Source organism: Paractinoplanes globisporus DSM 43857, from assembly GCF_000379645.1.
GTDB lineage: Bacteria > Actinomycetota > Actinomycetes > Mycobacteriales > Micromonosporaceae > Actinoplanes > Actinoplanes globisporus.
Genome location: NZ_KB903295.1, coordinates 65290 through 80282 on the forward strand (window position 1 = coordinate 65290; position 14993 = coordinate 80282).

The 14993-nt window shown below is 72.8% G+C and carries 12 protein-coding genes; all 12 read right to left on the reverse strand.

Features of this window, described 5'->3' with window-relative positions; all coding sequences use genetic code 11:
- Positions 1–3: 3 nt before the first annotated feature.
- The 12 genes from A3CQ_RS0107080 to A3CQ_RS0107135 are packed head-to-tail and all read right to left on the reverse strand — an operon-like array spanning position 4 to position 14993.
- Complete coding sequence (locus A3CQ_RS0107080; protein ID WP_020510226.1) at positions 4–855, reverse strand: hypothetical protein; 852 nt, start codon at positions 853–855, stop codon at positions 4–6.
- Positions 852–1844: a JAB N-terminal domain-containing protein gene (locus A3CQ_RS0107085; RefSeq protein ID WP_020510227.1), complete on the reverse strand. Its 993-nt coding sequence runs from the start codon at positions 1842–1844 to the stop codon at positions 852–854. The genes A3CQ_RS0107080 and A3CQ_RS0107085 overlap by 4 nt, the downstream gene beginning before the upstream one ends.
- Positions 1841–3430: an effector-associated domain EAD1-containing protein gene (locus A3CQ_RS0107090; protein WP_020510228.1), complete on the reverse strand. Its 1590-nt coding sequence runs from the start codon at positions 3428–3430 to the stop codon at positions 1841–1843. Before A3CQ_RS0107090 ends, A3CQ_RS0107085 begins: the two co-directional genes overlap by 4 nt.
- On the reverse strand, positions 3427–4458 hold the full coding sequence (locus A3CQ_RS0107095) for a HesA/MoeB/ThiF family protein (RefSeq protein WP_157295474.1): 1032 nt from the start codon (positions 4456–4458) through the stop codon (positions 3427–3429). Before A3CQ_RS0107095 ends, A3CQ_RS0107090 begins: the two co-directional genes overlap by 4 nt.
- Before the next feature lie 2 nt (positions 4459–4460).
- Complete coding sequence (locus tag A3CQ_RS0107100; RefSeq protein WP_020510230.1) at positions 4461–5048, reverse strand: hypothetical protein; 588 nt, start codon at positions 5046–5048, stop codon at positions 4461–4463.
- A 34-nt stretch (positions 5049–5082) separates the two neighbouring features.
- Positions 5083–5298, reverse strand: coding sequence for a radical SAM-modified peptide, FtsH ternary system-associated (locus A3CQ_RS0107105; RefSeq protein WP_020510231.1), 216 nt, complete (start codon positions 5296–5298; stop codon positions 5083–5085).
- Positions 5285–6325, reverse strand: coding sequence for a radical SAM protein (locus A3CQ_RS0107110; RefSeq protein ID WP_020510232.1), 1041 nt, complete (start codon positions 6323–6325; stop codon positions 5285–5287). The genes A3CQ_RS0107105 and A3CQ_RS0107110 overlap by 14 nt, the downstream gene beginning before the upstream one ends.
- Positions 6322–7113, reverse strand: coding sequence for an effector-associated domain EAD1-containing protein (locus A3CQ_RS57135; RefSeq protein ID WP_020510233.1), 792 nt, complete (start codon positions 7111–7113; stop codon positions 6322–6324). The genes A3CQ_RS0107110 and A3CQ_RS57135 overlap by 4 nt, the downstream gene beginning before the upstream one ends.
- Positions 7110–8603 (reverse strand): CATRA conflict system CASPASE/TPR repeat-associated protein, encoded by a 1494-nt coding sequence (locus tag A3CQ_RS0107120; protein WP_020510234.1) that lies wholly within the window; start codon positions 8601–8603, stop codon positions 7110–7112. Before A3CQ_RS0107120 ends, A3CQ_RS57135 begins: the two co-directional genes overlap by 4 nt.
- Positions 8604–8655: 52 nt before the next feature.
- Positions 8656–9003 carry a CATRA system-associated protein gene (locus A3CQ_RS0107125; protein WP_020510235.1) on the reverse strand — a complete coding sequence of 116 codons (348 nt, stop codon included), beginning with the start codon at positions 9001–9003 and terminating at the stop codon, positions 8656–8658.
- 60 nt (positions 9004–9063) lie between these two features.
- Positions 9064–11766, reverse strand: a complete 2703-nt coding sequence (locus A3CQ_RS0107130) for a Clp protease N-terminal domain-containing protein (protein ID WP_020510236.1) — start codon at positions 11764–11766, stop codon at positions 9064–9066.
- A 2-nt stretch (positions 11767–11768) separates the two neighbouring features.
- On the reverse strand, positions 11769–14993 hold the full coding sequence (locus tag A3CQ_RS0107135) for a Clp protease N-terminal domain-containing protein (protein ID WP_020510237.1): 3225 nt from the start codon (positions 14991–14993) through the stop codon (positions 11769–11771).

Below are 14993 nucleotides of genomic sequence, written 5' to 3' on the forward strand. Positions count from 1 at the left end.
GTGTCATCCCCTCCCGATCAGGCCGAGGCGCACGATCGCGTCGATGATCGGGCGGTGGCCGCTCAGCAGCGGCCGGGCCCGCAGCAGCTCGGGCCGGTTGCGGTCGAGGCGGGCCAGGGGCAGCCAGAAGGTGAGGACCGCGAGCGGCCCGGCGGGCCGGCCGGCGAAGCGGCTCAGCTCCCGGATCGCGGTGCGGTTCACCTTGTCCCACTCCGCGCCCCAGCGCAGCCGGGCCAGGACGTAGAGGTCGAGCACCCGGCCGGGCTCCTCGGTGACCAGCCGGCTCAGCACGGTGGCGCGCCAGGTCAGCACGTCGGCGTCGGCGGACGGCTCGGCCCACGCGTGCCACAGGATGCGCTCGCCGCCGCGCAGGCCCAGCAGGCGGTTGGCCAGCGCGACATCGGTCTCGACGGAGTCGCCGGCCAGCGCGTCGCGGGTCGGCCGGTGCAGCAGCCGGGTGAGCGGCGAGACCGCGAGGCAGCGCTCCGCGAGCGGGTGGGTGACGGCCCGCATCGTCACCGCGTGCCGGGCGACGGCCGCCGACCAGCCCGCCTGGGTCACCCGGACGGACGGCACCAGCTCGATCAGGCGCTCCGCGGCGGTGGCCTCGGCCTGGCCGCCGAGCGCGGCGGCGAGCAGGATGCCCCCGGTGTCGGCGGGCGTGGCGTCGCCGAACGGCGGGGCGCCGGTGCCGAGCCGCGCGGCGCAGGCGGCGGCCAGCACCGCGTACTTGTGCACGGTCTCCTCGGAGGGCGCGGCCAGGTCGCCGAGGGCCGAGAGGTCACCGCCGGGCATCGGCCCGTCGGCGCGTACGGCCCAGCCCAGCACGGCCTGCGCGGTGGATTCGGCGGTCATGAGTCCTGCGCCTGAAACGGAGTGGGCCGGATGGTGCCCGCCTGGTCGGCGTAGAAACGCAGGACGCGGCCGTAGCCGTCCAAGTTGATCAGGCCGGCCACCTGCCAGGGCCTTCGGAACGTCGAGGAGTGCAGCTCGATGTCGATCGTGGACAGGCCCATCTCGACCGTCGCCGGGAACAGGTGGGTGTGGTACCAGCCGACCAGCGCCTCGTCCTGGCCCCGGCGGGCGAGCGTCTCGCTGATCCGCAGGAAGCTGTCCCCGGTGAAGGTGAAATGCAGCAGCGACGCCCCGGTGCGCTCGGCCGGCAGCACGGCCGTGATCAGCACGAGGTGGCGGTCGGGATGGGCGGCGTCCCGGTAGGGCCGGCCGGCGAGAAACCCGCCCTCCTCGACCTTGTTCGACAGCTCCATGTCGCGCAGCAACTGATCCCGTACGCCGGCGGTGAGCACGACGCCGACCGGCCCGTTGGCGTCCGTGTCCGGCACGCCCAGCCCTTCGGCCGTCATCTCCGGCGGCCCCGGCTCGGCGACCTCCTCGAGGTGGAACACCGGCTGGCGCTGGCGGGCGAGGATGTCGATGCTGCCCTCGTTGACCGGCGTGGGGCGGGTGACGGACAGGCCGGCCAGGCCGTCCGCGACGATGCCGAAGCCCATCTGGTGCTCCTCGGGGAAGTCCTTGCCCAGCAGACGTTGCAGCGGCCGGCCGATGACCTCGCGGACCGAGTGCGGGTGCTGGTAGATCACCGCGTCGTGCTGCCGGATCCGGATGTGCACGTAGCCGTGGCTGCTGCGCAGGTTTATCAACGTCGGATCGCCGCGCAACGTCGCGCCGTCGCGAATCGGCAACAGGGTCATGTGGAATTCCGCGCCCTCGAGCGAGCGGTCGAGCAGGTCCTCGAAGACCGGCGTGAGCAGCTCCGTGAGACCGACGCTGCCGAACTTGGTCAGCGTGTCGGTGCGGAACAACACCACGGTCGCCGAGGTCATCCGAGTTCCTCGATCATGTTGCGGTACTCGGCCCTCGGCTGTTTCTCGGCCCGGATCGGCCGGCCGCCCATCCGCACGATCCGGTCCTGGTTGGTCAGCACCCAGCGCGCCGCGAGCGAGTCGTAGAAGTTGCCGCGCAGCTCCGTCCGCCCGTCCGGCCCGACCTCCCCGGTCGGCTCGAACACCGCGTAGTTGCGGAACGCGGCCATCGCGATCAAGGTCTCCACGAGCTTTCCGAAATGCAGACCCGGCACGTACGCCTCGGCGAGCTCGCCGAGGCAGACCAGGCCACGCTGGTAGGGGCGGTCGCGGGCCTGCTCGCTGTCGTAGTTCGGGTAGACGTTCGGATGGAAGATCGGCGTCAGCCAGTACGCGACGGGCGCCACCTCCGGGAAGTCGGGCCGCAGCCGGATCTGCACGACATGCTCGAACACCGGCCGCGGGTCCCCGCCGTCGGCGTCGGGCGGGCCGAAGCTCTCCTGCTCGAACTCGATCTCGTACTCGGTCGGCAGCGTCGGCGGCGCCGCGCTGACCACGAGGTCGGGCCGGCCGGCCGCGGCCTCGAGGATCTCGTTGCGCGCCCGGCTGAGCGCGTCCTGCCGGTCGAGCGGGTTGACCGCGCCGGCGGTGGCCTGGAAGCCGACCCGCAGCAGGCTGCCCTCCCCCACGCCGGCGTCGTGCAACGTCTGCTCGGGATCCAGCCGGCGGCCCTTGCCGCCCTGCTCGACGTGGTCGACCACGGTCGGCCGGGCCCGGTCGGTGAAGCCGCCGCCGTACTGGTCGACCACCCCCTGGGCGACGTTGGCCACGGTCTGCTGGGCGGGCGCGTCGAGCAGCCGGAACCGCCGGCCGTCCGGCCCGTCCACGTAGAGCTGGCGGAGCAGGTAGTCGCGGGCGGTGGGCGGCACCACGGTCCAGCCGATGTCGGTCTGGTCGAGCAGCCGCCGCAGCGCGCTGGTGTCGCGCAGGTTGACCTGGAACGACACGGCATGGGTGGTGGCCCAGACGTCCTGCGGCTCGAGGCCGAGCTGCTGCAGCACCTTGGCCGCCTCGGCCCGCTCGTCCTCGGAGCTGGCCCGCACGATCACGTGGCAGGTCGCCGTCTCCTCCTCCACCACCGGCGGCGGCGCGGGCGCCTCGGACGGCGTCTCGGGTTGCGGCGTCTCCGGCTGCGGCGTCTCGGTCGCCGGCTCCGACGAGGACGTGGTCGCGGTCGGCGGGGAGATCACCGGCGCGGCCGCGCGGCCCTCGCCCTGGATCAGCCCGTACCGCAGGGCGAGGCCCCGGAAGATCTCGTTGTGCGCGTACACCCGCAGCGCCGCCTCGATCAGCCGCCGGTTGGGGCTGAAGATCACGCCGAGCCGCAGCTGCTGGCCGATCGAGGTCCAGTACTGGTCCGGGGTGAGCGTGGTGAAGTTCGGCCGCTGGGACCGCGGGAACTGGATGCGGTCGAGGATGTTCTCCGCCGCGGCCTCGCTGTTGAACGCCTCGGCCACGGCGTGCAGCAGGTCCTCGCGCTCGATCTCGTTGAGCGGAATCTCGGCGTCGCCGTCGTCGGGACCCGACGGACCGCCCGACCCCCTCATGCTTTCAGACGAAGCCACCGATAGTCCCCCTCAGTCAGGCGTACGGGCAGGATCTCCCCGGGCGCGACGCCCAGCTCGGACAGTCGGACGCCGGGATCGGCGTCGCGCAGGCGGTTGGTCGGCCGGGCCCGGCCGCCGATGCCGCCGGGCGCGTTGAACTCGGCCCAGGTCTCCGGCTCGGCGCCCGCGGGCAGCTCGCCGATCAGCTCGGCCACCGTGGACCCGGCGCCGGCCGTGGCCCGCTCCCAGGCGCCGAGCGGCCGGTGGTGAAGGCAGGCCGGGTCGCGGCCGACCTCAACGTGCCGGGTGTCGCCGGTGACGCCGTCGAGCACGAGGAAGCCGGGCCGTGGTGGCCGTCCTTGGATCGCCCCGAGCGCGAGGAGGCTCAGCTGGGCCGCGACGAAGGCGGTGGTCGCCACCATGGCGGGCGCCGGGCCGCCGTCGGGCTCGTCGGCGCAGCTCCACGGGATGTCGCTGAGACCGCGCTGGCGTACCGGCAGCGAGCAGGCGTAGCAGCCGTCGTCGATGCCCCGGCGGACGCGGACCTCACCGTCCCAGTGCCCGGTGCCGCCGTCGATGAGCAGCGCGTCGACCAGCGCGCACCGGCCGAGCAGGTCGACCCGGGCCCGGACGCTGTCGAGGCAGCCGGCCACCACGTCGGCGTCGGCGAGCTCGCCCAGCCCGATCCCGGTGGTCAGGTCGCGGTCGCGGGTGGTCACCCGCACGCCGGGCGCGATGCGCCGCAGCGTCTCGCGGGCGACCTCGACCTTGCTGCGGCCGATCGGATCATTTTCGGCCGCGCCGAAAAGCACGCCGCGGCTCAGGTTGGAGCCGGACACCGTGTCGGGATCGCAGAGCAGCAGGTGCCCGACGCCGGCGAGGGCGAGGTTCTTGGCGACCTCGTTGCCGAGCGCGCCGGTCCCCGCGACGACCACGGTCGCCGCGGCGAGCCGCTCCTGGTCCCAGCCGGGGATGAGGCGCTGCCGCGCGTACCGGTCCTCGGCCGCGGCCGGAGTCGTGGCCGTCACGGTCAGGCACCGGTCCGGCGAGCCATGGTGATCGGGCAGGACGTGACGGTGCCGGCCGGGCGCCACGTCTCCCAGCAGGTCAGCCCGGCCGCGGGATCGCGGTGGATGGTCGCGGCGCACTCGGGGCGGCCGGGGTTGCACGGGCAGACGACCACCCGCTCGCCGGCCCGCAGCGTGTGCGCGCAGACCAGGCAGCGGGTGCGCTGCATCGGGGCGGGCGGCCGGGCGACCCGCCAGTCGTCGGCGCCCAGCGTGCGCACCGGGGTGTCGCCGGACCCCCACACGGCCTCGACACCCTCGGCGAACTCGGCGACGTCGGCCGCGAGCACGGGCGCGGACGGCGCCTTTTTCGCCGGGTCGTGGCACACCCCGGGCAGCTCGGCGTGGTGCGCCGCCCGCGGCTCGCGGGTGACGTGCACGCGCTCGCCGCGCCGGAAGGTGTGCCCGCAGCGGTCGCAGAGCAGGTGGTTCCACCACGAGTTGAGGCCGGTGAGAGCGGTGCGCTTGTGTTTCTGCGGGTCGAAAGCGGCGGCGGCCCCGGCCTCGAAATCGGCCTCCTCGGCCGTCATCGGGTCCGGCGGGGGATCCATTCGCCCGGTCGTGGTCAGGGCCGTCTCCAGTTTGTCAGCCGCAGAGCATCTGCTCGATCGGACCGTCGTCAATGGCACGCAGAATGGCTTCGAGGTCGGTGGGCCGGAACGCGTCGCCCAGCACCTGAACCCCATCGTCGGTGACTCTTAGCTGGAATCTCATCAGCCGACCGTCCGGATGGGACTCGTACTCTGCGGCATCGATCAGGTCGGGGAGGTCGGGAACGAATTCGTGATCAACGTCGGACACCGGGGGCAACCCATCGGCCGGGGACGGAAGCATCGCAGAACGCACATCGCCCATCGGCGACGCTGCTTGTGATTGTCGACCAGATGCCACGCTCAATCAACACGGAGCCACACTCACGGCACCGGCTGTTCCGGTAATCCGCGCCGAGAGCACGCTCGACGTACACAAAGGCGAGTTCGTTTTCGTACCCGATCGTGGCGGCCGCCAGCAGATCGGCCGGCTGCGTCGGCGGATGCCGCCGCATGCGGAAGTCCGGCGTGAACCGCAGTAGATGCCACGGAATCTCCGGGTCGATCGCGGCGATGCGCCGCGCGATCGCCGCCTGCGCCGCCGCCGTGTCGCTGACCCCCGGGATCAGCGGGGTGCAGACCTCGACCCACACCCCGGCCGCCCGGAACCGCTCGATCGCGTCGAGGACCGGTCCGACCGGCGCCCCGGTCAGGCGAGCGTGCGAGCGGTCGTCGGGCGCCTTGACGTCGATGTTGACGGCGAACAGGTGCGGCGCCACCAGGTCGATCGCCGGCGGGGTGAGGAATCCGTTGGACTTCCACAGGATCGGTACGCCCACCGGGGCGGCCCGCTCGGCCAGGGCCAGGGTCAGCTCGGGGGCGAGGCCGGGCTCGGCATAGGAGAGTCCGATCGAGGCCCCGGCCGCGGCCGCGCCGTCGACCACCGCGGCCACGTCGACCGGGCTCGCCGTCCACGGCACGTCAGGCGTACGGCCGTACTGCGAGAGCCGGTGGTTGATGCAGTAGTTGCAGCGGAACGAGCAGCCCGGAGCGCCCAGCGTGTGCACCCGGCTGCCCGGCAACACATGGTAGAACGGCTTGCGCTCGATGGCGTCGTCGTGTTGCACGGACGCGGCGAAGGTGGCGGTCTCCAGGGCGCCGTCGTTGTTGCGCCGCACCGCGCACTCCCCCACCTCGCCCGGGGCGAGCTCGCAGAGGTGCGGGCAGAGGTCGCAGCGCAGCCGTCCGCCGTCCACCACCGTCCCGAGCAGCGCGGGTGTCCACACCGGCGTGGTCATCGGACGATGATCCGATCGGCGAGCGCGCGGCAGGGTTGCCTCGCGGCGACCATCATGGCCATCGCCCGGTCGGCCGCGCCGCGCAGGTCGGGCGCCGAGACCAGGGCGCGGTAGAGCTGGGCGGTGAAGGCGAGCGCGCACCGGTCGGGCAGCTCGCCCTCGAACGCCACGACCTGATCGGCGACGGCGCCGAACCGATCGGCCAGCCCGGCGCCCTCGCACGAGGCCAGATAGACGCCGCGGAACCTTGGATAGGTCTGCAGGATCGCGAGCAGGTCGCCGATCGCGACCCGGCGCGCGCCGTTCGGTCCCTCGAAGAGCAGGGAGTCGCCGTTGCCGTGGCAGGCGAGATGCAGCAGGTCGGGCGGGTCGGTGCCGAGAACGCCGAGGTCGGTGACGTCGGCGGCGGGGCGGTAGGCGACCGTGATGCCGCGCCCCTCCACGGCCCGGATCGCCTCGGCGAGCTCCCGGTCGAGACGCAGCGGCTGCAGGCCGTCCGGGGCGGCGCCGACCACGAGCACGCTGCGGATGCGGCGGCCGCCGAGCACCGGGTGGGCCGGGTAGGTCTCGGCGGCGACGGCGAGGATCCGTTCCCGGCCGTTCTCCAGGGCGCCCGCCTCGAGCTCCTGGCTGACCATCCGCCAGAACATCGCCGCCGACACGCCGATCATGCTGGGGATGTTGCCCCGCGGGTAGCCGGCCCGCGACAACAACAGGTTCGTGGCCGGTCCGACCGGGAACGCGTCGGCGATCGCCGCCAGCTCCGCGTCGCTGAAACCCAGGGTCATCGGCGTTTCCTCCGTACGACAGAAACCGCGGCAGCGGCAACGATGCCGGCACCGAACGCACCCAGCGTGAGACCCCACGGAAGGACGTGGCCGAAGGCCCGTCGGGAGATCCACGCCGCGGCCAGCCAGAGAGCCGAGCCGATGGCCAGAGCCAGGGCCAGATCCTCCAGCCAGGACAGGAGGGCGCGGCGGGACGGCAGCACCAGCCGGACCGCGATCGCGGCCAGGTAGAGCGCGATGGCGCCGAGGGTCGCGATCAGCGCGGGCTTGGCCGAGGCGGGCATCGGCACGGTGTAGCTGAGCGACTGGATCGCGGTCAGGCCCATCAGCACGGCGCCGATCAGCGCCGCCTGCACCAGACCGAACCGCTCCTGGCGACGGTGGCCGGCCTCGCGGCGCTCCTCGAGCCGGCCGGCCAGCACGGTGCCGACCACGTCGGTGAGCTGCTGCGCGCGTTCCCGGGCCACGGTCAGATAGTGCAGGTCGTCGTCGAGGTGATCGCGCAGGCTCCCGGTCATCGCGACGTCGTCGGCGAACGGCCCGTGTTCCGCGTCGCCGTCGAGATGGGCTTTCCGGGCCGCGCTCAGGTTCGCGGCCGCGGCCTCGGCCGAGAGTCCCGCCCGCCGGCACCACGCGATCGTGTCGATGACCCCGGCCGACTCGGCCTGGGTGACCGCCACCTGCTGGAGGGCCGCCCGCAGCTTGTCCTCGGTCGCCGCGCCGGACATCAGGCCCACCAGCCGGTCGGCGCCCTCGTCGATGCGGGCCCGCAGCTCGATCACCTGGCGCTCGTCGCGCAGCGTGCGAACCAGGGCGTGCATCTTGGCCGCGTCGACCAGATACCGCGTCAGGGGTGCCCGAGCTCCGGCGCCCGGGCTCCAGAGCCAGGCGCTGACCTCGTCGTCGGTGCCGGCCGGGGCCGCGATCACCAGCGTGCGGCCGGCCCGGCCGTCCTCGCCCGGACCGGTCTCCCACACGTGGCGGTTCCTGTCGACGCGGACCGGTCGCGGCCAGCGCTGGTTCCCGTTCGGGCGGGCCCCGCGCGTGGCGGCCTCGATCCAGCTCGGCGTGGCGTCCGCCGGATGGAAACCCAGATACAGGCGTACGTGGCCGAGCAACGCCGACGTGGTGCCGGCGGTAAGGTCGTCCCACGTCCGGGCGAGGCGTTCCCAGTCCCACCCCGGCGATTCGGGCGCATGCGCGATCGACAGGCACAACACGCCGGCCTCGCGGTGGGCGAGCGCCTGCAGCACTCCCGGACCTTTCGCGTACGCGGCGGCCACCGCCCCCACGCCGACCGTGTCGAGGGTCGGGGGCAGGTCGGCGGGCAGGTCGAGGGCGGCGATCGCCTCCGTGACATCCAGTGTGGACGAACACCGCTGCCACACGGCACGGATCTGGTCGTAGGCGTCGGCCGCGCCCGGGCCGTCGACCCGGGCGAACAGGTGAAGGACGGCCTGGCGGTCAGTGAGTGTCGGCGTCGTGGTCATCGTCGTCCGCGGGTGTCGTCGTGGTCATCGTCGTCCGCGAATGTCGTCGCGGTCATCGTCGTCCGCCGGTGTCGTCTTGGTCATCGTCTTCCGCCGGTTTCGAGGGGGCCGTGCGGTCCACGATCCGGACGATCCGGTCGCGTATCGGTGCCGGCGCCGATTGCGGCGGCGGCTCGTGCCCGAGCCGGGCGACCCGGATCGGCCCGGCCAGCTCGAGGTGTGCGGTCGCCGCCCGGATCGCGTCGGGGTCACCGCTCTCCAACGCGGTCACCAGCTCGGTGACGGCGGCGTCGACCCGCACCCAACGCTGCACCGGCAGCTGCCAGCTCGTGGCCCGGCGCAGCGCCTCCTCGGCCTCGGCGACCACGGCCCGCCGGACGATCTCGTCGGGTGTGCTCATCGTGCCTCCGGAGAGTCATGCCGTTTGCTCATCGTGCCTCCGGAAGGTCGTACCGTTTGCTCATCGTGCCTCCGGGGCCAGTGCGGTGCGGACGGCCGCGGTGAGCTGCGCCTTGGTCGGCTCGGCGGTCAGGTGGGCGTGGAAGGGCGGTTCGGGCGGCACCTCGGGATCGTCGCCCGGCAACTGAGTCGTGATCACGCGCAGCTGAGCGGTGGCGACGATGCCGTGATCGGCCACCAGCCGGTGCTGGGTGAGCAACACGGACGGTTGGCCGGAGCGCTGCGCGCCGACCAGCACCGGGGCCAGATCGACCGGCTCCAGGCTCTGGTGGGTCCAGGCGGCGCCGAGGTCGGACGGCTTGTGCACGGCGGTCTCCAGTCCGGGTTGGTCTAGATAGACGAGGGTAGGAACCCGGCGCGCGGCCCACAGCGTCGAGACGATCGCCTGCACGACGATCCGCAACGCGACCCCGATCGACCCGAAGGTGGGCGGGCTCGTGTCGAGCAGAATCCGCACCGTCTCCACGGGAGGCTGGGTCTCGGTCTCGTGCAGGCGATAGAGCAGCGCCCGATCGGCGAACCGGTGCCGCAAAATCGCAGGCGGTAAGACCAATTGCGACGGCAGCAGGTTAGTCAACCGGCCCCGCCGGCTGATCCCGGTCAGGCCCGGCCCGGGCGCCGTCGACGCGGCGCGGCTTCGCGCCGGCACGACCGCCCGGGCACCGGTCCACTCCAGCAGAGCGCGCTGCGGGCCGGAGAGCGCCGGCAACGTGTCGGCGCCGTGCCGCAGCCGCAGCGGCAGCGCGGGATCGGCGGCCACCGCGCCTGGCCCGACCACGATCAGGGTCGTCACGGTCCCGTCGCTGATCCGAGGGCTCGCGCGGAGAACGTCGGCGGTGATCGGCTCCGCCGCGCCGGTGTGCCCGAGGCCTATCGCCCTGATCAGCGAGGCACGCAGCTCGGCCGGTGGCGCGGTGGGCGGAGCGAGCCGGGGGTCGGCCGGGACGCCCGAACCCAGCAACGCCGCGAAGCCGACGCGGGCCGCGGGCGGCCAGGCGAGCGCCCGCAGCCGCTGCACGTCCGGCAACGCGTGCAGCGCGGCCAGCCGCTCGTCCGGCAGCGAACCGGAGCGGGTCAGCCGCAGCACATCGGCGACGAAACCGAGCGGCAGATGCAGGCCGGACTGGCCGAGCAGCACCAGGCCGGAAACCCCGTGGTACAGCTCGGCCGACGCACCGCCGGTGGGCACGAGCGTGGCGGCCTGCCACCGGGCCCATTCCTCGATCGCGTCGGAGGGTGCGTCCACGGACACATCGGACGGGAGGCCACCTAGCACCTCGAACACCGCGCGCCGGGCCCGGTCCAGGTCGACTCCGCGCCGCCTCAGCACCTGGGCGGGAACGCCCTCACCCTCCCGGAGCATGGCGATCAGGAAGTGCTCCGGCCCGACGTACGCGTGCCCGAGGTCTTGTGATTCTCGAAAGGCCAGTTCCAGGATCTTCTTGGCCCGGGCCGTGAACGGGATGTGTCCGCTCGGGCTGTCCGGGCCCGACCCGATGATCCGCTCGACCTCCGCCCGGAGATCCGCCGGCGCGACGCCCATGCTCTCCAGCGCCGCGACGCCGGCTCCCCCGACCTGGTCATGGATCAGGCCGAGCAGGACGTGCTCGCCCCCGATGTAGTTGTGGCCGAGCATCCGGGCCGATTCCTGGGACAGGACGACGATGCGCCGCGCCAGCGGGTCGTACAGCGTGAACATGTTGTCGACGCCGGTCGCCGACCGTCCCGGGCCGGGCGGGAGCAGCAACATCACCTGCTCGCGTACGCGATCGAGGCCGGCGCCGAGCTTGACCAGCAGTTGGGCGGCGACGCCGTCACTCTCGACGATCAGCCCGAGCAGGATGTGCTCCGTGCCGACGTAGTCACGGCCGAGCCGGGTCGCCTCGAGCTGCGCCCGCTGGATCACGGCACGGGTACGCGGCGTCAGCGGGATGTGTCCGCTCGGCGCCTGCTGACCGAGCCCGATGATCTCGTCGATCTGCTCCCGGACGGCTTCCAGCGTGATGCCGAGGTGGTCCAGCGCCCGGGCGGCCACACCCTCGTTCTCGTGGATCAGGCCGAGCAGCAGGTGCTCGGTGCCGACGTAGTTGTGGCGGAGCATCCTGGCCTCTTCCTGGGACAGGACGATCACGCGGCGGGCCCGGTCGTTGAACCGGTCGAACAGGGAGGTGGATCCGGGCTCCGGTGCCGGTGTCGGCGCTGGCGCCGGCGCCGGCGCGGAGTCGGTGTACCGCTCATCGGGGGCGGGCGGGGCGCTCGCCCGGGCCTGATAGCCGGCGAGGAGAGAGAGCACGGCCTGCCGGGCCCCGCGGAGATCGGTACCGAGCCGGACGAGCACCTGGCAGGCGACGCCTTCACCCTCCCGGATCAGCCCGAGCAGCACATGCTCCGTACCGATGTAGTTGTTGCCCGTCTGCAGGGCCTCGCGGAGCGAGAGCTCCAGCACCTTCTTGGCGCGCGGCGTGAACGGGATGTGCTCGCTCGGCGGCTCACTCCCCCGGCCGATGATCTCCCGGACCAGCTCGCGCGCATCCGTCAGCGTGATGCCGAGGTTGGTCAGGGCCTGGGCGGCGACGGCCTCCCCCTCGTGCAGCATGCCGAGCAGGAGATGCTCCGTGCCGATGTGGTTGTGGTTGAGCAGCCGGGCCTCGTCGCGGGCCAGCAGGACGATGCTTCGGGCCCGGTCGGTGAATCGCTCGAACATGGCTACCGCTCCTTCGGGGCGAGCGCCGTGCGAACCGCGTCCGCGAGCTGGGCTTTGGTCGGCTCCGCGGCCAGATGCGCGTGAAACGGCGGATCCGCCGCCACGTCCGGGTCGTCCCCGGGCAGCTGGGCGGTGATCACCCGCAGCTGCTCGGTCGCGACGATCCCGTGGTCGGCCACCAGCCGATGCTGGGTCAGCAGCACCGACGGCTGCTCGGACCGCTGCGCCGCGACCAGCACCGGTCCGAGATCCACCGGCTCGAGACTCTGATGCGTCCAGGCGGCACCCAGATCCGACGGTTTGTGCACGGCGGTCTCCAGATCCGGCTGATCGAGGTAGACGAGGGTGGGCACCTGACGTGCCTGCCACAGTGCCGAGACGATCGCCTGCACGACGATCCGCAGCGCCACCCCGATCGAGCCGAACGTCGGCGGGCTGGTGTCCAGCAGGATCCGTACGGTCTCCACCGGGGGTTGGGTTTCGGTCTCGTGCAGGCGGTAGAGCAGGGCCCGGTCGGCGAACCGGTGCCGCAAAATCGCAGGCGGTAAGACCAATTGCGACGGCAAGAGGTTAGTCAACTGGCCTCGTCGGCTGATGCCGGTCAGGCCCGGCCCCGGCGCCGTCGACGCGCTCCGGCTTCTCGCCGGCACGACCGCCCGGGCGCCGGTCCACTCCAGCAGGGCCTGCTGCGGGCCGGACAGCGCGGGCAACGCGTCGGCGCCGTGCCGCAACCGCAACGGCAGCGCGGGATCGGCCGCCACCGCGCCCGGGCCCACCACCAGCAAGGTCGTCAGGACACCCTCGCTGAGACGCCGGCCGGCGTTGAGGATCTCGGCGGTCACCTCGGGCGGAGCCTCGTCCGGGCGAGACCGGTTGACGGCCCGCATCAGCGAGGAGCGCAGCTCGGCCGGCGCCGCCGCGGGTGGCACCCAGCGAGGATCGGCCGGCGCACCGGCACCGAGCAGCGCCGCGAACCCGACCCGGGCCGGCGGCGGCCACCCCAGAGCCCGCAACCGCTGCACGTCCGGCATCGAATGCAACGCCGCGAGGCGCTCTTCCGGCTGCGACCCGGCGCGGGTCAGCCGCAGGACGTCGGCCACGAACCCCAGCGGCAGGTGCAGCCCCGACCGGCCGAGCAGCACCAGCCCGGACGCGCCGTGGTAGAGCTCGACCGAGGGGCCACCGTTGCGGACGATGGAAGCGGCCTGCCAGCGAGCCCACTCCTCGACCGACGAGGCGAGCGACGAAGCGAGCGACGAAGTGGGGTCGGCGTTGCCGGCGGGCTGCCCGGATTCCACCGTCGCCCCGGGCGGGACGACGCCGAGGGATCGGAGCACCGCCACCCGCGTGGGAGGGAGTTCCGCACCGCGGCGAAGCAGCACCACGCCGGGGACGCCCTCGCCCTCCCGGAGCATCCCGAGCAGCAGGTGCTCCGCTCCGACGTACGAGTGACCGAGGTTCTGTGCCTCCTGCCACGCGAGATCCAGAACCTTCTTCGCTCGCGGCGTGAACGGGATGTACCCGCTCGGCGCCCGACCGCCCTGGCCGATGATCTCCTCGACCTCCCGGCGGAGATCCTCGGGAGCGATGCCCATGCCCTCGATCACCGCGATCGCGACACCCTCGCCGTCGTGGATCAGGCCGAGGAGCAGGTGCTCGGGCCCGACGTAGTTGTGGTACAGCGTCCTGGCCTCTTCCTGGGCCAGGACGACGATCCGCCGCGCTCGATCGGTGAACCGCTCGAACGTGCCACGAGCTGCGGCGGTCGCCGGCTCCCGTCGCCGCCTGGTCGACATGAGCCCGAGGAGCCGCGACCGTATCCCGCCGAGATCGCCGCCCAGGCTGACGAGCGCCTGCGCGCCGACGCCCTCACCCTCACGGACGATCCCGAGCAGGATGTGCTCGGTGGCGACATAGTTGTCGCCGAATTGCATTGCCTCCTGCTGAGCGAAGCCCAGCACGGTACGAGCCCGCGGCGTGAACGGGACATGCCCGGCCGGCGACTGCTCGCCCACCCCGGCGATGTCCTCGACCCGTCGGCGAAGCGCGTCCAGGGAGAGGCCGAAGCTCTCGAGGACGCTGGCGGCCAGACCCTCGCCCTCGTGGATCAGGCCGAGCACGAGATGTTCGGTCCCGATGTGGCTGTGGCGAAGGAGCCGGGCGTTCTCCTGGGCCAGCACGACGGCGCGCCGGGACCGGTCGTTGTACCGCTCGAAGCCGAGGGACGACGCGCTGGTAGCGGCCGGCGGAACCCCGGGGCGGAGAATGTACAGGACCTGCTGGCGGACCCGGTTGAGGTCGGCACCGAGCTTGACCAGAATCTGGCAGCCGACGCCCTCGCCCTCCCGGACCAGCCCGAGCAGGAGATGCTCGGTGCCGATGTAGGTGTGCCCCAGCCGCAGCGCCTCCCGGAGGGCCAGCTCCTGCACCCGTCGCGCGCGCGGCGTGAACGGCAGGCGGCCGCCCGGCGGCTGAAGGCCGCGCCCGAGGATCTCCTCGACTTCGTGCCGGACGGTCTCCAGCGAGATGCCGAGAGCCTCCAGTGCCTGCCCAGCAACACCTTCGCTCTCGCGGATCATGCCGAGCAGATGGTGCTCGGTGCCGACGGAGTTGTGGTTCAGCGACCGTGCCTCCTCCTCGGCCATGGCGAGGACGCGCCGCGCCTGGTCGGTGAACCGCTCGTACGCGAACGGCTCGTAGTTCAGTACGGGCGGCGGCGGTACCAGTTCCTCGGTGGGCGGGACCGGCGAGACGCGCGGCACCGGGCCCGATGGCGCCGGTCGGGCGTTGCTGGAAAGCATTTCCAGCGTGTGCCGCCGGAGCTCGCCGAAGTCAGCGCCGAGATTGATCAGCACCTGCGCCGCGATGCCCTCGCCCTCGCCGTGCCGGAGCAGCGCGAGCAGCAGGTGCTCGGTGCCGATGTAGTTGTGGCCGAGCTGCAGCGACTCGCGCAGCGTCAGCTCGACGACCGTCTTCGCCCGCGGCGTGAACGGGATGTACCCGCTCGGGTCCTCCTCGCCCCACCCGACGATCTCCAGGACCTGCCCCCGGACGGCCTCCAGCGTGATGCCGGCGCTCCCCAGGGCCTGCGCCGCCAGGCCCTCACCCTCGAGCAGCATCCCCAGCAGGACGTGCTCGGTGCCGAGTTGGTTGTGGCGCAGCATCCGCGCCTCCTCCTGAGCCAGCACGATGATGCGCCGCGCGCGGTCGGTGAATCGCTCGAACAT

Bases quoted from the DNA above. Each gene is read 5' to 3' on its own strand.
- A3CQ_RS0107080 (WP_020510226.1), bottom strand. From the start codon at position 855: ATGACCGCCGAATCCACCGCGCAGGCCGTGCTGGGCTGGGCCGTACGC.
- A3CQ_RS0107085 (WP_020510227.1), bottom strand. From the start codon at position 1,844: ATGACCTCGGCGACCGTGGTGTTGTTCCGCACCGACACGCTGACCAAG.
- A3CQ_RS0107090 (WP_020510228.1), bottom strand. From the start codon at position 3,430: ATGAGGGGGTCGGGCGGTCCGTCGGGTCCCGACGACGGCGACGCCGAG.
- A3CQ_RS0107100 (WP_020510230.1), bottom strand. From the start codon at position 5,048: ATGGATCCCCCGCCGGACCCGATGACGGCCGAGGAGGCCGATTTCGAG.
- A3CQ_RS0107110 (WP_020510232.1), bottom strand. From the start codon at position 6,325: ATGACCACGCCGGTGTGGACACCCGCGCTGCTCGGGACGGTGGTGGAC.
- A3CQ_RS57135 (WP_020510233.1), bottom strand. From the start codon at position 7,113: ATGACCCTGGGTTTCAGCGACGCGGAGCTGGCGGCGATCGCCGACGCG.
- A3CQ_RS0107120 (WP_020510234.1), bottom strand. From the start codon at position 8,603: ATGACCACGACGCCGACACTCACTGACCGCCAGGCCGTCCTTCACCTG.
- A3CQ_RS0107125 (WP_020510235.1), bottom strand. From the start codon at position 9,003: ATGAGCACACCCGACGAGATCGTCCGGCGGGCCGTGGTCGCCGAGGCC.
- A3CQ_RS0107130 (WP_020510236.1), bottom strand. From the start codon at position 11,766: ATGTTCGAGCGATTCACCGACCGGGCCCGAAGCATCGTCCTGCTGGCC.
- A3CQ_RS0107135 (WP_020510237.1), bottom strand. From the start codon at position 14,993: ATGTTCGAGCGATTCACCGACCGCGCGCGGCGCATCATCGTGCTGGCT.